Origin of the sequence: Kosakonia arachidis (assembly GCF_900116535.1) — a bacterium.
In the GTDB taxonomy this organism is placed as follows: Bacteria; Pseudomonadota; Gammaproteobacteria; order Enterobacterales; family Enterobacteriaceae; genus Kosakonia; species Kosakonia arachidis.
In genome coordinates this window covers 634,471-654,289 of sequence record NZ_FPAU01000004.1, presented here as the reverse complement: position 1 = coordinate 654,289, position 19,819 = coordinate 634,471, and the positions used below count along the sequence as shown (strand labels likewise).

Here is a 19,819-nt window from a genome sequence, read left to right as displayed (position 1 = left end):
CGTCTGCCCCTGGAAGATGCGCAGGTTACGGTCGCGTTTCATCGGCCACACATCCGGCTCGGCCGTCAGCTGGTACACCGCATAGCGCGTCCCCGACAGCTCCGTCGCGCTCACCGCCACGCGGGTCACTTTCCCGTTGAAGTAACGCGTACCCGTCTGTGTCGGGACCGCCACCGTCACCGGCTGGCCCAGCAGTCTGCTGCGGTCAATCCGCGCGTCCGTCCCCAGTACCGTCAGCGCCAGTGTAAACGGCTCCGACAGCGCCTCGCGCCCGGAGAGTTTCCAGAAAAGCAGCCCCTCTACGGGCAGCCTGACCGATATTCTGTTCACCATAACGTTGCATCCGTAATTAAGAGCCTATCCCAGTAGGCGTATAGTGTTGCAGCCAGTTTGGACACGGACAGCGCGCAACAACCGCAGCGTACACGCAGTACGTGAGAATGACTCGCTTCGCTCGCCCTAAAGGGCCACCGCATGCGGCGTTCAAAATGCCAACATATTTTGTGTGAGCACTATCCAGGACCAAAATGGCAAATAAAATAGCCTAATAGGATAGGCTCTACGTTTATCGCAGCAATAATAGCTGCATCACTGATATATTTTATTTTGCACGATGAAATTTGATGCTCTGAATTATTTCCTGGTATTGTCTTTGATGATTTTCACTGAATTCACCGGGACAGGTACCTACATAGCTGACCATCTTTTTCCCGAAAACGGCATCATCGAGTAAAATGAGTGTCTGTCGTTGATAAATAACACGGTTATCATTTTTGAATTGATAAAAAAGTTCGACTGCGGGATAACCATCTACCTCAAGCATTTCTGAAGATTCAAGATAAAAATCTGTGAGAGTTATTTCCAGATCACGTATTTTTTTAGCGGCGACGGTATGAACTTTATCATCGGATTGAGCACTGGATCGAGACACGACAAACGTAAATTCACTGTCACCGTTGTTGCTGTGTGTTAATAAGTTCATGGCTCTGTCTTTTTTAATATGTCGGGCAATACAATCGTAACGTTCGAAACAGGACGACATCACATTATTTGTAATGCGAGAGAAATGTGGGGGAGACAATTCTCCCCGCGTTTTGCCGGGCACAATATTACCCGGCGAAATAGTGTTAGTTAAGGTTGTGGATTAATTAACCAGGTGCCCGGTTTAGCAATGGTGATGGTCTGACTGCGGCTCTGACCATTTCCCTGCAGGAGCACTTCGTAACGACCGGGTTGCAGTTTTAGTGAGGCAAAACCGTTGGTTGCCGGAGTAACCGACTGTGCTTCGCCATTGAGGCTCAGTTTTTCGCCCTCTTTCATGCGCACAAAAAGTTGCGCGATCGGCGCCTGGCTGACCACTGGCGCGCTGCTCTGTGCTGCAGTTTGCGCAGGCGGCGGCGTCTGTACGACAGGTGCCTCCCGCACAGGCTGCTGTACTGGCGGTACGGGGTGTTCTTCCGGCGTCACGCTGGCGGTCTGCGCCGCGTCTTCCGGTGCTGAACTACCGCCGAATAACATTGCTCCGGCGACAATGCCGACAATCACACCTGCCGCCACCAGGCCTGGCAACTTGTAACGCTGCCAGCCACGTGCCGGTTTTTCTTCTGCCTCTTCAACCGGTACCAGCATAGTCCCAGGCTGTTTAACGCTCAGCACATCGCCCAGCCCGGCAACCGGCATTTCAATCAGCGCAGCGAACTCATCCACGGTCTGCGGACGATCTTCCATCTTCAACGCCAGCGCGCGATCCACCGCCTGCAACAGCGAAGGGGTATACCCCGGCAGGTTGCGCTGTGCCAGCGGCATATAGGTGTCCTGAATGCTGCGCACCACACTGACCGGCGGCGGTGAACCGATAATCAGCGTATGCAGTACCGCGCCAAGAGCGTAAATATCGGTCCACGGTCCCTGCTCGCTTTCGTTGTCGTCGGTGTATTGTTCTATCGGCGCGTATCCAGGCCGCAGCATGGTTTCCGTTTCGTCGGAAACAGAACCAATACTGCGACGCGCGGAACCGAAGTCGAGCAGCACCGGCAAGTCATTATCCTGGATCTGAATGTTATCCAGCGAGATATCGCGGTGCAGATACCCTTCGTCATGGATGGTTTTGATAGCACCCAGCAGCATCGGCAGCATGCGGCGGATCCAGGCTTCGTTAATCAGCGTTGGGTTTTTCTCGCGCAGACTGGAAAGCGTGGTACCACTGTAGAACACCGTGCCCATATAAGCGGTATCGTTCTGCACCCAAAAACGCAGTACATGCAGCAGGTTCGGGTGGTTAAAACGCGCCAGCAGACGCGCTTCCTGGATAAAACTGTTAAGCCCGGCGGTAAAAGCTTTGCTAAAACGCTCGCTACGCAGCACCAGCGTCATGTCGTCGTTGCGTACAGCCAGTGAAGAGGGCATAAACTCTTTAATCGCGATGGTGCGTTCAAGTTGATGATCCCAGGCGCGATAGACGATGCCAAAACCACCGCCGCCAATCACTTCTTTAATTTCGAACTCGTTGAAGCGATATCCTGGCGGCAGTGCATTCGGTACACTCCGGTTGTTATCGTGATCCGTCATAGTGGAAAACTCTCTTGATAATGGCTTTACGCCGCAAACTGACAGTGAAACTCACCCTGCTTAAGCGTGACACGTAAGCGCTTATATTGCTCGTCCCGCGCACTGGCGTCGAGTAATAGCTGGCTCATCATCGGCAGCAAAGTGTTCGTAAGGATGGCGTCCACCATACGGCCGCCTGATTCTACTTCGGTACAGCGCGCCACAATCTGCCCGACCACGCCGTCATCGATTTCCGAAATAATGCCGTGGTTTTCCTCCAGACGGCGCTGAATACGCCTAAGCTGCAAACGCACAATCTGCGCCAGCATCTCGTCGCTGAGCGGGAAATACGGCACCACCAGCAATCGCCCAAGCAATGCAGGCGGGAAAACCTGCAGCAGCGGCGGACGCAGTGCATCGCGCAGCGCGTCCGGCTCCGGCATCAGATCCGGATCGGCGCACATGCCGGTAATCAACTCGGTGCCGACATTCGAGGTCAGAATGATGATGGTATTGCGAAAATCGATATGTCGGCCTTCACCATCTTCCATCCAGCCTTTATCAAACACCTGGAAGAAGATTTCATGCACGTCCGGATGCGCTTTTTCGATCTCATCCAGCAACACCACGCTGTAAGGGCGACGGCGTACGGCTTCGGTTAACACCCCCCCTTCTCCATAACCGACATAGCCCGGAGGCGCACCTTTCAGCGTGGAGACGGTGTGTGCTTCCTGGAACTCGCTCATATTGATGGTGATAACATTCTGCTCGCCGCCATACAGCGATTCCGCCAACGCCAGCGCAGTTTCGGTTTTGCCGACGCCGGACGGACCGCAGAGCATAAACACGCCGACCGGTTTGTTCGGATCGTCGAGGCGAGCGCGCGAGGTGCGCACGCGTTTGGCGATCAACTCCAGCCCGTGACGCTGGCCGATCACGCGTTCATTCAGTGTATCCGCCAGTTTCAGCACCGCATCGATTTCATTTTTCACCATCCGTCCCAGCGGAATACCGGTCCAGTCGGACACCACCGCCGCCACCACGTTGGCATCAACCGAGGTGAACAGCAGCGGCGCGTCGCCCTGCAATATCTTAAGTGCCTGTTGCTGCTGCGCTAGCGAGTCACGTAGACCGGCCAGCACCTCTTCCGCCGCAGTGTGTAACTGCGCGCGCAACGCGATGATGTCATCAACCAGCGCCTGCTCCTGCTGCCAACGCTGCGTCAGTTCATCGCGCAGTTGTTCCTGCTGTTGACGCGCGTCAGTTAATTTCTCTACCCGCCCGCTGTCACCAGCCGCCATTTTCGCTTCGCGGTTGGCAATCTCAATCTCCACTTCAAGCGCGGCAATACGGTGCAGGCAATCTTCCAGTTGCGGCGGCGGCGAGCTCTGGCTGACGGCGACGCGGGCGCAGGCCGTATCCAGCAACGCCACGGCTTTATCCGGCAACTGACGAGCCGGAATGTAGCGGTGAGAGAGCTTCACGGCAGCGACGACCGCCTCATCCAGCAGCAACACGCGATGGTGTTTCTCCAGTGCGGAAACCGTGCTTCGCAGCATTAATACCGCTTTCTCTTCATCCGGCTCGGCAACCTGCACGGTCTGGAAGCGACGGGTTAATGCCGGATCTTTCTCTATGTATTTCTTATATTCTGCCCAGGTGGTCGCGCCGATGGTACGCAACTGTCCGCGTGCCAGCGCCGGTTTCAGCAGGTTTGCGGCATCACCGGTGCCCTGCTGGCCACCTGCGCCAATCAGGGTGTGAATTTCGTCGATAAACAGAATGATCGGTGTCGGGCTCGATTGCACTTCGTTGATCAACGCTTGCAGCCGCGCTTCAAACTCGCCTTTCATCCCCGCTCCCGCTTGCAGCATGCCGATATCCAGCAGCCACAGTTGCACGTTCGTCAGGGGTTCCGGCACATCGCCTGCGGCAATGCGCAGCGCTAACCCTTCCACTACCGCCGTTTTTCCGACCCCGGCTTCACCGGTTAATAGCGGGTTGTTCTGGCGGCGACGCATCAAAATATCGACCATCTGGCGGATCTCTTCGTCGCGGCCCACCACCGGATCGATCTTGCCGTCGCGGGCTCGGGCCGTCAGATCCTTGCCGTATTGCGCTAGTGTACCCTGCTGTTGCGGCGCGGCGGCGGTATCGCCAACAGCGGTTACCGCCTGCTGCGTCTCTTTACTGTTGGCAAAAATCGCCTCGAAGTTGTCAAGCAGCGCATCGGCGCTTACCCGTTCAAACTGCGACGAAATGCCTTTCAGCACGGTCGCCAGGCTCCATGTTTTCAGGATCCCTGCCAGCAGATGGCCACCGCGAATGCGCGTGACACCAAATTTCAGCGAACCGTAAACCCACGCCCGCTCAACAGCGGTATCAATATGTTCTGAAAGATCGGAGACCGAACTCGCCCCGCGCGGCAATTTATCCAGCGCGGCGACGATATCCCGCGTCAGCACCTCTTCATTCAGCGAAAAGTGGCGGATCACCTGTTGCAGGTCGCCCTCCGACTGTTGCATCAACTGGTGCAGCCAGTGAACCAGCTCGACGTAGGGGTTGCCTCGCAGTTTGCAAAATGCAGTGGCGCTTTCCAGCGAGGTAAATAACAGCGTATCGAGTTTGCCGAACAGGACGGCGCGGCTAATTTCCGACATTGTAAATTCCGTTAGTTGTCACGTCAGATGAATAAGACGAAAGGTTATCCTTCCGGGCTGAATACCAAATCTCCGCGCGGATGCGGCTGTGGCTGTGTGCCAAGCCAGGCGCTGTAACCAAGACGATCTGTGCCACCAAGCGTTGCGCCAGCAACATCTTCATGGCGCAGGATCACGCGCAGCGTCCACTCATATTCGATGCCCAGATACTGGCGTACCCAGTCGCGCATCTCTGTCACCGCTTTTTCACCGGGCAAGAAACGCCGGTAAGTCGCGGCGGACAGCGGGCCAATTTCGATGCGAAACTTATGGCTCACATCGCGCACGGCTTTACCAAGAAAGGCCGACTGCCCAAGTCGCGGCGCATGGCGACCGCCCTGCAAACGCGCGCGTTCGCGTTCGCTTAGCGGCATCCACTGCGGCACGTTTTCGACGATGGACACCGGCACATCAAAATAGCAGCGCAGGATCTTCTCCAGCCCTTCTGGATCGCGTCCGTTGCGCGTCAGATGCCCGGCCAGCGCAAAACGTGCATGCGGGCTGAGACTGCCTTTTTCCAGTTGCCCCGGTTGCCCCATGCCTATTAGTGAGGCGATATACTGTTCAAAACGTTTATTGTCACCCCGGTCGAGCGACACCGTGGGCTGCGCGTCCGCCCATGCGCGATAAAACAGCAACGACAGCCTGTGGTGAAACAGATCGGCAAAGGCGCTCAGGCTATCGTCCTGGTGATGATCGATACGTTCGCGGGCATATTCTGTCAGATGGATCGGCAACGGACCGTTCGGGCCGAACAACCCGAAGCTGAGAATAGAGATATCGTACAGCGGCGAACCGTCGCGCTTACGTACTTCGGCAAGGGTCGACGGCGCAAAGCCCAGCGACGGTTTTTGCCCGATGCGTACCGATTCGAAACGCGGTAGCGGCGCGCGCCCGAGCGGATAACGCTCCCCGCCGCGGGCATCAATACGTCGCAGCAGGCTGAACAGATCGTAGCGCCACGGCGTGGCCATCACGTTCTGCCAGAATGCCTCCGACAGCGAACTGGCGCGAACAATCTGCGGTGCGCAGGTCAGGGCTTCGCTCATATCAGCGCCCTCTTGCCCATGCGCGGCGGCCAGTAACCGATTTCACCGCGCTGCTGGCTTTTCAGTGTGAACTCGGTAAAGCTGTTCATGCCCACCAGCCGCGCGAAAACGCGCTCCAGCACGCTGCCAAATAGCCACGGGCTAAAACCGGAAAACGCCTGTTCATCGACCGTCAGCGTAATGCCAATACCGCGTGCAAACACGATCGGTCCCGGCTCCGGCACGCGGCGATGCACTGGCTCCAGCACACAGTGACGTACGCCGTCGATCTGGCGCGCCACCGGCGCTTCCGCCAGCCGCGTGTAAAGGCCCAGAAGCTGGCGCAACGCGGCAGCGCCTTCACCATCGTCGCCGTCCATCAGGCTGAGATAGTTCATCTGCAACTGGCTGATCAACCGCCATGTGCTTAACCCCTCTGCCAGCGCCGGTCGCGGCGGCGTCGGGCCTTTGCGCAGGTGCAGGGATTTCACCGGAAGAGAATCCGGCATCACGAACTGCCCCATATCCTGCTGCAACATCAGCGGTAAGTCGCGGCTGGTGCACAGCACGTCAGCGGTGATATAGCGTAAATTTTCGCGCCACGGCGCATGCTGCTCATCGACCAGCGAGGCAAACACTTCGGAACCGATATAGCCGGTACGTGTGCCGTAGCGCTGCGCATGTTCTGATAAGGTGCGCTGCTCGCGTCGCACGGAGAAGTAAGCACCGTAGTTGCCTTCATCCTGGCTCCAGCTACTCCAGAACGGGCGAAACGTCTGCTCATCGCGCTGACCATCGACGCTGGCGTGGATTTTGTGCACTGCGTAGATTTCGTAATCGAGCGGGCGAATGTTATCCACCACCAGATGATATTCGTGCTGGTTTTCGCTCAACTTTTGCCTTTCGGCCACTTTCGGGAACAGATTAATCACCGGCGTACAGTGCAGCGTAAGGTGGCTTTTATCCACCACGCGTTCCAGTTGCCCATCCGCTTTATCCAGCAGAATGATGATGTCGAACGAAGTCGCATCGCCGCTTTGCGTCACCATCGAACGCAGCCCTTGAAGGCTGATAAACAGAAAACGCTGTGGGAAGGCGAAATATTCCTGCAACAGACGGTAGCCGTCGAAGTTGCGCAGATCGTCCGGCAGCAGAGACTGGCTGGCGGCAAAACCTTCCTGCTGCAATGCGTCATCGGCCAGCACCTGCAACGGCGCGTTGGTGCTGTTGACCTGGCAAACAATGCCCACCTGGTGGCCCATCAGCAGTTCCAGCAGTTTCAGTGCCTGCATATCCGGGCCGCTGAGGAACAGTTCAAGGCGATCAAAATCGAGATGTCCGAGGTTGACCGGGCCATCGCAGCTCACACGAATACGTAACGCGCTTTGCGCCCCGCGTTGGCTCAGGCCGACTTTCGCCAGCGGTAGATCGGCAGGTACGCCGCCCAGTTCCACCTGACTGATCTTCAGCGGTAACAGCGTGACATCATGCGCAGTAGTATAGCTACAGGTGACGCCATTCTTCTTCATTACCTGGCTGTCCATCATGGTGCCGCGCGGTACCACAAAGCCATTACTCAGATCCCCTTTCGCGCTGTCCGGCGTCAGCTCCGCAATCGCCATCGACGGCGTTGGCGCGAGATAGTTGGGCGCTACCATCTCCAGCAGACGCTGGGAGAAACGGGGAAATTCGGCGTCCATTTTCAGTTGTACGCGGGAGGTCAGGAAGGCAAAGCCCTCCATCAGGCGTTCGACATACGGATCGGCGACATCCATGCCACGCATGCCAAGGCGTCCGGCTACTTTCGGATAGCGCCCGGCAAACTCCTGGCCCATTTCGCGCAGCCAGGCCAGCTCGCGGTTGTAGTACTCCAGTAATTTGCTGTCCATGATTACCCCGCTTCTTTTAGCTCGAAATGGCCGTTTTCCAGATCCACATCTGTGCGGAACAGAAACTCCAGCGGATACGGTACGCACCACAAGCGCCCTTTGATCTCAATAGACAACACGTTGTGCAGATCCAGCGACTGGGTATCGGAAATGCAGCGAACCTGTAACCCCTGCGGCAAAATGCGCGGTTCAAAATGCAAAATCGCGTTGGTCAGCTTGCGCTGGATATCCTGCCATTCGATGTCCGACATCCGCTTGCCTGCCAGCGGTGACACGCCAAAATTGACTACCGAGCGGCGCACTTCGTCAAAGCCGCTCAGGTCCTGCTGCGCTTCGTTGTTGATGGTATTGAACAACCATTGCAAATCACGCAGTACGTGGCGTCGCAGCATGGCATGGGAGACCAGGTTACTGTTCAGCGGCTCCTGAACTTTGTCCGGCGCGTCATCGGTAAGGCGATCGAGCAACGACGGCTGCATTTTATCGCGCGCGCCGACGGTCTCTTTACCGCGTCGCGAGCGCCAGCCGCTACGCAGCAGGTCGCTCTCTTCATTGTGGGCGGAATTACTCATCTGCAACAGCCGTGTCGAAACTCAGCGTGGTCAGATCGAGCAGCGAGAACTCGGCGTTGTCATTGAGCCAGGTTTTTTGTCCGTGTCCCAGGAAGTGCGGCGCATCACCCGGTAGCACCTGCCACTCGGTGACACGGGCAAGTTTAAAGCGCTCTTCGGCTTCGCTATCCAGAGGATAACGTGCCGGAATCTGGCACACCTGTTCGCTGCCATCCTGCAAACGCACCAACGTATGACGCCATACCAGGTCGGTGACGCTGGTCGGCGGCTGGAACTGCATGGCAGCAATCGCGCTGAACGGCAGCCAGAAATAACGGCCGTTGACGATCGCTTCACAGACCGGGCCAAAGCGGCAGTCGCCATCCATTAGCCAGTCAAAAGTATGCGTTTCGCCAGCCTGAGTTGTTAACTGGCCGGGATTTGCCTCGGCGCTCTCCAGTGCGGCTTCGCGGTGCGCGCCAGGCTCGGTGGATTCCGGATCCAGTGCGCTGACCATTGCCGCCAGCCACGGCCACTGCCGATCGGGCGTTAGCGGACGGGCGCGACCGGCCATCACGTCGGCACGCTGGCGTTCACCGTTGATGGCCTGCTCCAGCAGTGTCACCGTCGGTTGTGCCTGTGGTTTCAGCGCCTGCCAGCTTTTCAACTGCGCCAGCGCGCGCGGCCAGTTGCCGTCAAGGCAAAGAAGCTGGACAAAGGCCGCACGCAGATCGGCCTCACCAGGTTGGGTACGAATGCGGCTTTCCAGCCGGGCAAGGCTCTCTTGCAAGGATTCGCCCGCCAGTTGTTGCAACAAGGTGTTCATCGCCGCTCCTTAGTTCAGGGTCTTGTAAGTCCCGACCGCCGGATCACGCAGCTGCGGGTGCAACGAATCGATCAGCAGGATATTAAGGTGCGTACCCGGTTCGAACCACGGCGTCCAGGCTTTACGTACTTCATCAATCCGCGCCTGTAAACGGGTTGCATCGCTGGCGACATCGCGGGAGATTTCCACCGCCACCGTGCCGTTCGCCTGCCAGCCATTGAGGCTGTTGACATAGGGCAGAATCATCCAGCTCTGCGCCAGGCTACCTTCGCTGACGACCATGCGTTCATTGTTGACAGTAGTGATCAGCAGACGATCGGCGTCAACGCTGTCGCTCAGGCCGCTCACCGGAAAACCGTGAACAAAGGTCATGGTGATCTTTTTCTCTGCGCCGTTGCTGAGCTGCGTCACTTCGCTGCGCCCGTTCAGCCAGCCGCCCTTCTCACATTTGCCATCCTCTTTCGCCGGAATAAATAGCGCTGGCGCGCTGGCATCGCCCTGCCAGAAGGTACGCAGATGGCAACCGTCCTGCAGGGTAAATTCCTGCCACGGCGCACGGTTAGCGGCTGGCGAGAGATCTTCAGCGCGCTCTGTCGGCGGCGTCAGGACTGCGACTGAGGAAGTAGAAGTAGAAGTAGAAGTAGAAGTAGAAGTAGAAGCGGCTGCACCCGTAGAGGTGACGACCGGTGCCCACTCTTTCACTTTATCGGCCGTCCCTTCAGCCAGAGTCTCACCCTGCGGATCGGTCAATCTCCAGTGCACCTGCGTCAGCGTGCCGCACTGATTCGCCAGCAGCGAGCCAAGGCGCGGTAAAAAGTTGTTCAGTACGGCAGTTTTTTTATCGCCGTTGGCGACAATACGCAGCGGTAAGGTTTTGCTGCACCAGCTTTTCGGTGTGTTATCCGCAATGTTATCGATCCAGACATCCAGTTTTTGCGAAGGCGACTGCACGATGCGGTAGTTTTCTGCCTGTACGCTGCCACACACCGCCAGCAGAGCCAAACCCGGTAGCCAAAGTTTCATAAAAGTCCTTGTAAGCTGTATCAATCACGAAGAGGGAAAAACTGGGCGGCTTCAGAGAGCGTATGCAATAGCGTCGTCTCCTGAGGCGTACCCATCCACACCGCTACGGCGCTATAGTTGTCCTGCTGGGTCTGCGCCCCAACACTGTTTTTCAGCAGGATTTGATTCATCAGCGTCAGCCACTCGTCCGGCGTATTCACCATATGCAGTGACTGTTGCATCTGTTCTTCACTGACACCGTGCCAGAAGCCATCGGTACAGAGCAGAAAGGCATCACCATCTTCAATCGGCACCACATCGCTGTAGCTTGGCTCGCGTTCATCTTCACCAAGACCGAGCGCGAAGTAGAGCAAGTTGCCGTTGATGCCTTCGGTCTGGTGCCCGGCATCTTTCATCTGTTGTACCAGGCTATGGTCAGTGGTGACATGATAGAGCCAGCCGCGACGAAAGAGATACAGGCGGCTATCGCCCGCGTGTGCCCAGTAGGCAAGCTGATAATCCCGATCGATAAACAGGCTTACCATAGTCGTGCCCATACGGTGATAATCCTGTACCACTTTTTGCTCTTCGCGGATAGCACGGTTAGCATCGTTGACGTACTGCCGAATGTACTGGGCATTCAGGTGCTCATCGCCATCAAACTGACCGATGATAGTATTACGCGCCAGTGCGGCTGCTACATCACCGCCGGGTAACCCTGCGATACCATCACATACCACAAAGCAGGCAGCACGTTCGCCGATGTTTTCCCCGGTCTGATCCTGATTACTGGCACGTTCGCCCTGTCGGGATATGGAGGCCGTGCTGATATTCATTCTTCCGATCCGCTTTGTGAGTCTTTGTACTGGTTAACCTCCATGTCATAAGCGTGAAGGAACGCTTCGCCAAACAGAGTATGGAAGTCATCGTCAATTTCACCTGCTGTTTGCACGTAAGTACGCACAAAGTAGTCCCACAGAGCGGCTTTACGGTTCGAGAGCATGCCGAGACGCGCAGTGGCGCCATCGCGTTTAGCATCATCTTCCAGTTGTTCCGGGTTAAACGACTGCAACATCGCGGCGATAATCGCACGGATCCCGGAAATCATGCCGAGCTGATGCGCCTGTAAGTCGATCAGCGCATCGCGCACCGATTTTTTCGGCGGCATAAAGCCAGGCATCCGCGTACCAAACATCTGCATCAGCACGGTTTTGCCCGATGGCAGCAACTTGAACGGGTTGTTGGCATCATCCAGCACCATCGTCATATCGGCTTTAACGCCGCGTTTCAGAATCGAGCGCGAGGACAACAGCGCAACGGTCCCCTGGGAAAACATGCTCAGCATCTGGCCAAGCTGACGCATATTCTCTTTATCAAACTGCGGTACCGGCTGCATATCACCGAGCCCCATGCCTTCCAGTAACGCATCCAGCAGCTCGCCTTTCAGCACATCGCTGCTGTCACCATTGCTGACGGCAGGTGTGCTTCGCGCGTCGTTGCTCTGGAGTGGATCAATACGCAGACGCCCTTTCGGCGTTTGCGCGGCACTACGCGGTACCGCTTGCGGCGTCGGCAGGGTGATACCCGCATACTCCTGTGGCTCCGACACCGGATCCGGCTCTTCATCGACGAACAGCGGCGTGGCGCTGAGATCTTCCGCGCGTAGTTCGGTGATGATCGGCTGAGGCTGTTGCGGCGGTGTTGCACTGTGCAGATCGGTGATGACGGATTCGGCGGGTTTCGCCGGAACAATCTCATCCTCATGCGCCAGCGGCACTGCGCCGCTTAACAACCCAAGCGGATCGTCGCTACGTGCCGCCGACGTGCTACTGCCGCCAAACAGCGCCAGCGGATCCAGTTCATCCGCTTCCGGGGCAGGTTTTTGTGCGGCCCGATCGCGCGGAGGCACCAGCGAGGATGGCGTAACATCGTTAAAGATACTGTCATTTTTAAAAAGCTGTTCATCGTTGAACAACTGGTCGGAGGCGAGGGTTTTCGGCGTCACCAGCGGCTCGTTGTTATTCAACAGCGAGAGCGGATCTTCCGGATTGCGCTCCGGCTCTTTCGGCGCAGCAAAGGGGTTAAGATTCTGCGCTTCCGGCGTTTTCGTCCGGTTGCTGGAGATGCTATCGGAGATGGAGAACTCCTGCATCAGGCTGTCCCAGATTTCCGTTGGTACCGACGCCGGGGCGTTTTCCGCTACGCTTTTCGGTGCCGGGGCGGGCACAGATTTGGCCACTTGCGGCTGGACATGCTTCGGATACATCTCCTCCGCCATACGGCTTACCGGCTGCGTATCCTGAATCAGCTCGGTAACTTCGATACGGTATTCATCAATACCCAGAATATCGCCGTCCTGTAATTCGACCTGACGGCCACGTTCCAGAGGAATATCATTCAGCACTACGCGGGTCACATTGCCGCGATTGGTGATGCGACACTCGCCATTACCGGCGATATGAACAATCGCCTGCAAACGTGAAATGGAACGATCGTTGTCCGGCAGCACCAGATTGTTGTCCGTGCCGCGGCCAATGGTACCGCCTGGGGGATAAAAGTCGCAGCGGCTTTGAGGCGGCTGATGACCGGGTTTACTGGTAATAATTGTGAATCGCATCGCGTATTCCTGCTGGAGTTATGTGCACTCAAACGGTGCCGCTTTAGCTAAAGCGGCTGCGTTTGAATACCAGCGAAAAGAAGGTCGACATTCGCGCACCCGGCGCAGTCACCGGATAAGTCTCTTGTTTTACTGGATTTTACTGACCAATTCAAAGGTCCGATCTCGCATCGATTTTGTTAAGCAAGCCGCATCAGCCTGACACTGATTGCGTTTTTTAAGCCAGTCGCGTTGCGCGGCTTTCATGCCCGCTAACGCGGCTTTATCCGCCGGGTCAATGTCTTGCTGTTGTTGCAACTGAATGGTGTAGGCGTCGTTAACGCTACGATCCCAGGCTGCCAGTTCGTTATCTGAGCAAATCACTTGCTCGGTGTCGCTTAGCTTAGCGTTACAGGAAAAAGTCGGCGTGATTTTTTCCTCAGCCGTCACGCGTTTCAGTACAAAGTAGCTATTGTCATTCCAGTACATCAGCAGTTTATCGGCGGATAACAAAGCAACCCAGTTACCGATTGATTCGCCATCCGGCCCCAGATGCCCCTGCTGGCATTGCAGCACAATCGGGGTAATTTTCTGCTTGCCCAGCCCGTTCAAACCGAAATCTTCTGCGACAGGAATTATTGGCGGAAAACGGCGCTCGCCGGAGGTTTTCACTATCACTTCGTTCAGCGTCATTGGCGATTGCTGAAGATAGGCGGGTTGCTGGCAATCAATGTTCATCGCCGCTTCGCCACTCACCACGTCGTTATCAAAACGAACCACTCGTCCAACATAGCGGGGATCGTCTATTTTGGTGTTGAAATAAGTCGTGGCGTAGTTATCCGTCTCCCCGGAAACAACCCGCCACTGTCCGATAATAGAGATCGGAGTCTCTGTGGCATTGGCAATACTGGCACCGAAAATCATGAGGGCGGCAACCGGCCTCATGACACTTTGTTGAGCCGCTTCAATAGTCATATCACTCCCTGATCCGTTCCCCGCTGTTCGCTGCGGCTCAACCGGTTAACATACCCGTTACTGGAATTGTTCAATTAACGCTTCAACACGATCTTTCATGTTTTTTTTAATACATTCAGCATCATTCTTGCATTGGTTACGTTTATTCAGCCAGTTGCGCTGTTCAGTTTTAATTTGCGCTATTGCAGCCGTATCTTTCGCATCCGTGTCTTGTTGTTGCCACAGGCGAGTTTTATAGGCGTTGGCGACGCTACGGTCCCATGAAGAAAGATCATCACTGCTGCAAATAGTTTGTTCAACAGCGTTCACTTTTCCGTCACAAGAAAAACTGGGTTTTGTTTTTTCACCAGGTTTCACCCGTTGCAGAACAACGTAACTATTATCAAACCAATTCATCACCGCACGGTCGGCGGATAGCAGTGCAACCCAATTTTTTATAGCTGCGCCATCCATCGACAAATATCCAGATTTACACTGAATAAGGATCGGCGTGACTTTCAGGTTTCCCGGTTGTTTGAAGCCAAAATCCTTCGCGACCGGGGTCTTAGGTGCAACATAGCGCTCACCGGACGTTTTAAGAATAACTTCGTCGAGCGTCATCGGGGATTGGGTGGTGTAAGTCGGCTGTTGACAATTCACATCCCACATTAATTCAACATGTGCTGACGTTGCACCAAAATTGATAACTCGCCCTACATAACGTGGATCATCAGGACTCGTTGACGTTTTTGCTGTGGCCTGGCTATCTGGTTCTGCTGAAACAATGCGCCAGCTTCCAGCCAGTGAGTCCGGAACTTTTTGCCCATCGGCATTTGCGGCACTGGTTCCCAGGGCGATTAAGACAATCGCCGAAAGTAGTGAATATTGCATCAATATTGTCCGTTTAAAAAAAGATTAACTTCAGTTTTACGGCGAGCTACGAGCCCCGCAGGATAGGTGTTTCCACTTCGTATAATTTGGCTTATCAGCGTCATTGCATCGCTGACTTGTCCACTATTAATGAAGTTACATACTTTATTCAGGAATCCACCATTGTTGTAGGAAAAGCATACTAGCGCATCGAACTCATATTGACGTAATGGAACGGTGATACGTCTACGTATTGAGTTTACATAACCTGGTATCGTCAGACGTAATAATGTCTTTTCCTGCTCGGGCGTGAGTGTAATAAGATATTTATTGTCTGACGCAAATTTGTCTGCCGCTGTCCCTGATTTACCCGATGCGGCTGAGGCTTTTTCAGCAACGTCTTCAGAAAGTCCCAGAGAAAGCAATTTGGCTTTAATTTCATCCGGAGTACGTTCTTTCATATCATAACCAGGGCCGAGAGTGACGCCGCTCGCGCCCCGAGGCCAATGCAGATGGCAACTCACATTAACTTGCGATTCGAGGCCAAACAATGTTTCGAAACCACTCTGCGATAAACTCATCCCTGCGCAAGGCTGTCGTTCAACTGAGCCCCCAATCGGTGGCGCTGGCGCACGTTCCGTCACCGTTTTACCGAGCGTCTGAAGAGTTCGGCGTCCGGCAATACCATCCACATAAAGGCCATTTTTTTGCTGAAAAAGGCGTACTGTATTCTCAGTGCGCGGTCCATAAATGCCATCCGCGCTAATTGAATATCCCTTTTCTTTTAATAACGTTTGCAACTCTTTGACCTGAGATCCTTTACTTCCTGTCCTTAATACCGACATATCAAAGCCCTGTAAAATATTGCGTTATAGAGGGACACTAAAAAATTCGCCAATGGCTGTTTTGTCATCACAAAATAAATATCTTTCTTTACAAAATTCCGACCAACAGAAATTAATAACGCATTAAATGATGATGCTGTGGAATAATTGAGCGATCCCTTGCGGGATCGCTATCGGCAATTACGCTTCTTTATTTTCTTTGATATTCCAGCCAGCGCTGGTTTCTGCGCCTTTACCGCCGGAAGAAGACTGCTCCCAGTACTGCTGTTTCACTTTCGCAGCCTGGAATGCGTAGGAAATGCCTACCAGATCACCATCATCAGAACCGGTGTACTGAACTGAAGTGACCAGCACATCTTCCAGCGTGATGCGCGCATACTCAACCTGTTGCCCACCGGCCTTGCAAACTGCAAGCTCAACTTTAGTCAGGTGCTTACCGCTGGCACAGTGTTTTAGGATAGCGGTGGCCGACTTATCAATGAGAGCATTGACGTGAAGGTCGTTGAAATTGACTTTACCGGCACCGCCGCCACCGCCAACGCTCATATTCCCCGGCTGCGAAGCACCCCAGGTGAAGGATGTTATATCAGTCCAGCCGGTGTGGTTAGAGTCTTTAGATTCACCCGTAACTCCATCGACCTTCAGAAACATATCAATAGCCATAATATTTACTCTTCGTTAATGATAAATATTGCTTTCGAAAAAGCGCTTATATGGCAAACGGGTAAGCATGGGGCCGAATAAAACCGTCCATATTTTACCTCTGCCTCGTTTGATTCTGAAAAGATTATGCATCTGTTCAGAAACACTCATTCCCTCGTAATGAGGGAAAGAATTCGGTTATTTTCAATCCGCTTCGCGACACATTATTTGCGCGCGGGGGTAACGTTAATTCGGATTATCCTGTTGCCAGGTGTGCTGCGGATTTTTCAGCAGCACCTCTTTCGCCAACTTATCCAGTTCAGCACTATGGTATAAACGCAGGCAGTTTAGCGTCAGCCCTTTAACATTTTGCGGGCTTTCCGTATGGAATTGATGCAGCGTCCCTTTGAACTGGTTGATTAAAGCATTAATTTTTGCGTCACCATTTTCAATATCGAACGGCATCCATTCCCGCATCGCATTTGCGCTTCGCGCCGCGTCCAGCGAGTAGGGTGATTTCGGATCGGCAACCTGCGCAATACAGCGTGCAAGCGTCATATCCTTCACCACTTGCGTGTAGGGCATATTTTTAATGAAGGCCATCGGGTCTTCTTTCTGATCTGCCAGGACGCTGCCGCACACCAATAACAAAGCGAAACTAGCGATTCTCATGGCAACTCCCAAAAGCTGGCTTTGGTCGTTGTGTAATTCGTATTCGGCGCATTGAAATAACAGTGATCGGAGCAGGTCAGCCCATTCCAGAATGTTGCATGGCCCGTTGCATCATCCCACTGATCCACCGAGAACAATATAATACCTTTCTTATTATGTAATTTATCGACCGGTAATGAAGGATAGCTAACAATCAGATCGGGTTTACCCCATTGCCGTGTTAACCAATTAATGACATCCCCGACACGGAAGAAATACCATTTTTTATCAGCACCCGAGACCGTGATACCATTAATTCTTGGCACCGGAAAACCGGTATAATTTAAAACATAACTCATGCGAACTGCGCAGCTATTTACCCAACCACCTTCGCTTTCCGGAATTTCAAAATTCGTACGAACTTTACCACCAATAACGTTCTTCACCTTGGTCAGTGGATCTTTTGGGTCATATATTTGTGCCGCGGCACCCCAGGCGGCGACAAATGATGGCCTGTTGCCCATATAACTCTCCTCTGTCTTGCGTTAAAGAAATACATCCTTCGCTATCGGCTTCCCTCCGGATACTTACTGTGCCGCAGGCGCATCCCGCCTGCGGCACCTTCTGCTTACGCCTCTTTGGTTTTCAGCGACGGCAGTTTTGAGACCAGACGCAGAGAAACGGTCAGACCTTCCAGCTGGTAGTGCGGACGCAGGAAGAATTTCGCTGCGTAGTAGCCAGGGTTGTCTTCGATCTCCTGTACCTGCACTTCGGCCGCTGCCAGCGGTTTACGTGCTTTGGTTTCCTGCGAAGAGTTGGCAGGGTCGCCGTCAACGTAGTTCATCACCCAATCGTTCAGCCAGCGTTCCATTTCGTCGCGCTCGCGGAAGGAGCCAATTTTGTCGCGCACAATGCACTTCAGGTAGTGTGCAAAACGGCAACAAGCGAAGAGATACGGCAGACGGGAAGCCAGACGCGCGTTGGCGGTAGCATCGGCATCGTGGTACTCGGTCGGTTTTTGCAGCGATTGCGCGCCGATAAAGGCGGCAAAGTCAGAATTTTTACGGTGGATCAGGGGCATAAAGCCGTTTTTCGCCAGTTCCGCTTCACGGCGATCGCTGATGGCAATCTCGGTCGGGCACTTCATGTCCACACCACCATCGTCGCTCGGGAAGGTGTGGCACGGCAGATTTTCCACCGCCCCACCGGATTCAACGCCGCGAATTGAGGTGCACCAGCCGTACTCTTTAAAAGAGCGGTTGATGTTGGTCGCCATCGCGTAAGCGGCGTTGGCCCAGGTGTAGTTGTTGTGATTCGCGCCGTCGGTCTCTTCTTCAAAATCGAAGCTATCCACCGGATTCGTGCGAATACCGTACGGTAAACGGGAGAGGAAGCGCGGCATCACGAGGCCTAAGTAACGAGCATCTTCGGATTCACGCAGTGAACGCCAGGCGGCGTATTCGGTGTTCTGGAAGATTTTCGTCAGATCGCGCGGGTTCGCCAGTTCCTGCCAGGACTCCATCTGCATCACGCTTGGCGCGGTGCCGGTGATAAACGGGCAGTGCGCCGCCGCGCCGATACGCGCCATCTCGCCAAGCAACTCAACATCCTGCGGGCTGTGATCGAAGTAATAATCGCCCACCAGGCAGCCAAACGGTTCGCCGCCGAACTGGCCGTACTCTTCTTCGTAGATTTTTTTGAAGATCGGGCTCTGATCCCAGCCGACGCCTTTAAAACGCTTCAGGTTACGGCCCAGTTCCTGCTTGGAGATGCTCATAAAGCGGATTTTCAGCATCTCATCCGTTTCCGTGTTATTCACCAGATGACTGAGGCCGCGCCAGGCACTCTCCAGCTTCTGAAACTCTTCGTGGTGGATAATCTGGTTAATCTGCTGCGACAGCTTCTCATCAATACCGGCAATCAGGTTCTGAATGGTGCGGTAGGTGTCGTTGGAGAACGTTACGGTATTTTCCAGTGCCTGCTGCGCCAGCGTTTTCACCGCGCTTTCTACCGCAGAACGCGCCTGGTCAGTTTTCGGACGGAACTCTTTATTCAGCAACGAACTAAATTCGTCCTGACTGAAGGCCTGGACGCCCTGCTGTTCATGTTGTTGCGAAGGATTGCTCATGGTTTACTCCTCTTTACCTTGCGCGTTCTCGTCGCTGTTCGGCAACTGGCTAAGGGATTTCAGCAGTGTCGGATCCTGTAATACTTTGGCGATCAGCTCTTCCGCGCCGTTTTTCCCGTCCATATAGGTCAGCAAGTTGGAAAGCTGCGTGCGGGCTTCCAGCAATTTGTTTAGCGGCTCAACTTTGCGGGCGATAGCATCCGGCAGGAAGTCATCCATGCTGTCGAAGGTGAGATCGACATTCAACCGGCCTTCGCCCGTCAGCGTGTTGTCCACGTTGAAGGCGACGCGTGGTTTCAGCGCTTTCATGCGCTCATCGAAATTGTCGACATCGATCTCGAGGAATTTACGCTCCTCAATAGACGGTAAGTTCTCCACCGGTTTCCCGACCAGATCCGCCATAACGCCCATCACAAACGGAAGCTGGATTTTGCGCTCTGCGCCATAAACTTCCACGTCGTATTCAATCTGTACGCGCGGCGCGCGGTTGCGGGCGATAAATTTTTGACCACTGTTACTTATTGGCATGATGTTCTCCATCGAATATGCGCGGTGAAGGTTTGACGGCCGGCGACGTGCCTGTCGTCATAA

The 19,819-nt window shown here is 54.5% G+C and carries 19 protein-coding genes; all 19 read right to left on the bottom strand.

Annotated features, from left to right (window positions below; all coding sequences use genetic code 11):
- Positions 1-333 (bottom strand): contractile injection system protein, VgrG/Pvc8 family (locus BM427_RS18060; protein WP_217647356.1); only part of this gene is annotated, 333 nt, incomplete at its 3' end.
- 268 nt (positions 334-601) lie between these two features.
- Entirely contained in the window at positions 602-982 is a 381-nt protein-coding gene (locus BM427_RS18055) for a DcrB-related protein (RefSeq protein WP_090123825.1), read from the bottom strand.
- Between the two features lie 149 nt (positions 983-1,131).
- Positions 1,132-2,568, bottom strand: coding sequence for a serine/threonine protein kinase (locus BM427_RS18050; protein ID WP_090123823.1), 1,437 nt, complete (start codon positions 2,566-2,568; stop codon positions 1,132-1,134).
- A 26-nt stretch (positions 2,569-2,594) separates the two neighbouring features.
- A complete protein-coding gene (gene tssH / locus BM427_RS18045) occupies positions 2,595-5,207 on the bottom strand; it encodes a type VI secretion system ATPase TssH (RefSeq protein WP_090123821.1) in 2,613 nt (870 codons plus the stop codon).
- Positions 5,208-5,251: 44 nt separating this feature from the next.
- Positions 5,252-6,295, bottom strand: a complete 1,044-nt coding sequence (tssG, locus tag BM427_RS18040) for a type VI secretion system baseplate subunit TssG (RefSeq protein WP_090123819.1) — start codon at positions 6,293-6,295, stop codon at positions 5,252-5,254.
- Complete coding sequence (gene tssF, locus BM427_RS18035; RefSeq protein WP_090123817.1) at positions 6,292-8,163, bottom strand: type VI secretion system baseplate subunit TssF; 1,872 nt, start codon at positions 8,161-8,163, stop codon at positions 6,292-6,294. Before tssF ends, tssG begins: the two co-directional genes overlap by 4 nt.
- Positions 8,164-8,165: 2 nt before the next feature.
- On the bottom strand, positions 8,166-8,735 hold the full coding sequence (gene tssE, locus BM427_RS18030; protein WP_090123815.1) for a type VI secretion system baseplate subunit TssE: 570 nt from the start codon (positions 8,733-8,735) through the stop codon (positions 8,166-8,168).
- Positions 8,728-9,540 carry a type VI secretion system accessory protein TagJ gene (locus BM427_RS18025; RefSeq protein ID WP_090123813.1) on the bottom strand — a complete coding sequence of 271 codons (813 nt, stop codon included), beginning with the start codon at positions 9,538-9,540 and terminating at the stop codon, positions 8,728-8,730. Before BM427_RS18025 ends, tssE begins: the two co-directional genes overlap by 8 nt.
- A 9-nt stretch (positions 9,541-9,549) precedes the next feature.
- A complete protein-coding gene (locus tag BM427_RS18020; protein WP_090123811.1) occupies positions 9,550-10,563 on the bottom strand; it encodes a hypothetical protein in 1,014 nt (337 codons plus the stop codon).
- 20 nt (positions 10,564-10,583) lie between these two features.
- Positions 10,584-11,378 (bottom strand): PP2C family protein-serine/threonine phosphatase, encoded by a 795-nt coding sequence (locus BM427_RS18015; protein WP_090123809.1) that lies wholly within the window; start codon positions 11,376-11,378, stop codon positions 10,584-10,586.
- Complete coding sequence (gene tagH / locus BM427_RS18010; protein ID WP_090123807.1) at positions 11,375-13,159, bottom strand: type VI secretion system-associated FHA domain protein TagH; 1,785 nt, start codon at positions 13,157-13,159, stop codon at positions 11,375-11,377. The genes BM427_RS18015 and tagH overlap by 4 nt, the downstream gene beginning before the upstream one ends.
- A gap of 129 nt (positions 13,160-13,288) precedes the next feature.
- Positions 13,289-14,113 carry a lysozyme inhibitor LprI family protein gene (locus tag BM427_RS18005; RefSeq protein WP_090123805.1) on the bottom strand — a complete coding sequence of 275 codons (825 nt, stop codon included), beginning with the start codon at positions 14,111-14,113 and terminating at the stop codon, positions 13,289-13,291.
- Between the two features lie 57 nt (positions 14,114-14,170).
- Positions 14,171-14,983: a lysozyme inhibitor LprI family protein gene (locus BM427_RS18000; RefSeq protein ID WP_090123803.1), complete on the bottom strand. Its 813-nt coding sequence runs from the start codon at positions 14,981-14,983 to the stop codon at positions 14,171-14,173.
- Positions 14,983-15,807: a peptidoglycan-binding protein gene (locus BM427_RS17995; protein ID WP_090123802.1), complete on the bottom strand. Its 825-nt coding sequence runs from the start codon at positions 15,805-15,807 to the stop codon at positions 14,983-14,985. Before BM427_RS17995 ends, BM427_RS18000 begins: the two co-directional genes overlap by 1 nt.
- Positions 15,808-15,987: 180 nt before the next feature.
- Positions 15,988-16,470 (bottom strand): Hcp family type VI secretion system effector, encoded by a 483-nt coding sequence (locus BM427_RS17990; RefSeq protein WP_090123800.1) that lies wholly within the window; start codon positions 16,468-16,470, stop codon positions 15,988-15,990.
- Between the two features lie 225 nt (positions 16,471-16,695).
- Positions 16,696-17,121 carry a T6SS amidase immunity protein Tai4 family protein gene (locus BM427_RS17985; protein WP_090123799.1) on the bottom strand — a complete coding sequence of 142 codons (426 nt, stop codon included), beginning with the start codon at positions 17,119-17,121 and terminating at the stop codon, positions 16,696-16,698.
- Positions 17,118-17,624 carry a type VI secretion system amidase effector protein Tae4 gene (locus BM427_RS17980; RefSeq protein WP_090123797.1) on the bottom strand — a complete coding sequence of 169 codons (507 nt, stop codon included), beginning with the start codon at positions 17,622-17,624 and terminating at the stop codon, positions 17,118-17,120. The genes BM427_RS17985 and BM427_RS17980 overlap by 4 nt, the downstream gene beginning before the upstream one ends.
- Positions 17,625-17,728: 104 nt before the next feature.
- Positions 17,729-19,228, bottom strand: a complete 1,500-nt coding sequence (tssC, locus tag BM427_RS17975) for a type VI secretion system contractile sheath large subunit (protein WP_090123795.1) — start codon at positions 19,226-19,228, stop codon at positions 17,729-17,731.
- A gap of 3 nt (positions 19,229-19,231) precedes the next feature.
- Entirely contained in the window at positions 19,232-19,756 is a 525-nt protein-coding gene (gene tssB / locus BM427_RS17970; protein ID WP_007371675.1) for a type VI secretion system contractile sheath small subunit, read from the bottom strand.
- Positions 19,757-19,819 lie beyond the last annotated feature (63 nt).

What these genes read in the sequence shown, in the direction of transcription:
- tssG (WP_090123819.1), bottom strand. Translation starts at nt 6,295, where the DNA reads ATGAGCGAAGCCCTGACCTGCGCACCGCAGATTGTTCGCGCCAGTTCG.
- BM427_RS17990 (WP_090123800.1), bottom strand. Translation starts at nt 16,470, where the DNA reads ATGGCTATTGATATGTTTCTGAAGGTCGATGGAGTTACGGGTGAATCT.
- BM427_RS17985 (WP_090123799.1), bottom strand. Translation starts at nt 17,121, where the DNA reads ATGAGAATCGCTAGTTTCGCTTTGTTATTGGTGTGCGGCAGCGTCCTG.
- BM427_RS18015 (WP_090123809.1), bottom strand. Translation starts at nt 11,378, where the DNA reads ATGAATATCAGCACGGCCTCCATATCCCGACAGGGCGAACGTGCCAGT.
- BM427_RS18025 (WP_090123813.1), bottom strand. Translation starts at nt 9,540, where the DNA reads ATGAACACCTTGTTGCAACAACTGGCGGGCGAATCCTTGCAAGAGAGC.
- BM427_RS18000 (WP_090123803.1), bottom strand. Translation starts at nt 14,983, where the DNA reads ATGCAATATTCACTACTTTCGGCGATTGTCTTAATCGCCCTGGGAACC.
- BM427_RS17995 (WP_090123802.1), bottom strand. Translation starts at nt 15,807, where the DNA reads ATGTCGGTATTAAGGACAGGAAGTAAAGGATCTCAGGTCAAAGAGTTG.
- tssF (WP_090123817.1), bottom strand. Translation starts at nt 8,163, where the DNA reads ATGGACAGCAAATTACTGGAGTACTACAACCGCGAGCTGGCCTGGCTG.
- BM427_RS18005 (WP_090123805.1), bottom strand. Translation starts at nt 14,113, where the DNA reads ATGACTATTGAAGCGGCTCAACAAAGTGTCATGAGGCCGGTTGCCGCC.
- BM427_RS17980 (WP_090123797.1), bottom strand. Translation starts at nt 17,624, where the DNA reads ATGGGCAACAGGCCATCATTTGTCGCCGCCTGGGGTGCCGCGGCACAA.
- tssH (WP_090123821.1), bottom strand. Translation starts at nt 5,207, where the DNA reads ATGTCGGAAATTAGCCGCGCCGTCCTGTTCGGCAAACTCGATACGCTG.
- tssC (WP_090123795.1), bottom strand. Translation starts at nt 19,228, where the DNA reads ATGAGCAATCCTTCGCAACAACATGAACAGCAGGGCGTCCAGGCCTTC.
- tagH (WP_090123807.1), bottom strand. Translation starts at nt 13,159, where the DNA reads ATGCGATTCACAATTATTACCAGTAAACCCGGTCATCAGCCGCCTCAA.
- tssB (WP_007371675.1), bottom strand. Translation starts at nt 19,756, where the DNA reads ATGCCAATAAGTAACAGTGGTCAAAAATTTATCGCCCGCAACCGCGCG.
- BM427_RS18020 (WP_090123811.1), bottom strand. Translation starts at nt 10,563, where the DNA reads ATGAAACTTTGGCTACCGGGTTTGGCTCTGCTGGCGGTGTGTGGCAGC.
- tssE (WP_090123815.1), bottom strand. Translation starts at nt 8,735, where the DNA reads ATGAGTAATTCCGCCCACAATGAAGAGAGCGACCTGCTGCGTAGCGGC.
- BM427_RS18050 (WP_090123823.1), bottom strand. Translation starts at nt 2,568, where the DNA reads ATGACGGATCACGATAACAACCGGAGTGTACCGAATGCACTGCCGCCA.
- BM427_RS18055 (WP_090123825.1), bottom strand. Translation starts at nt 982, where the DNA reads ATGAACTTATTAACACACAGCAACAACGGTGACAGTGAATTTACGTTT.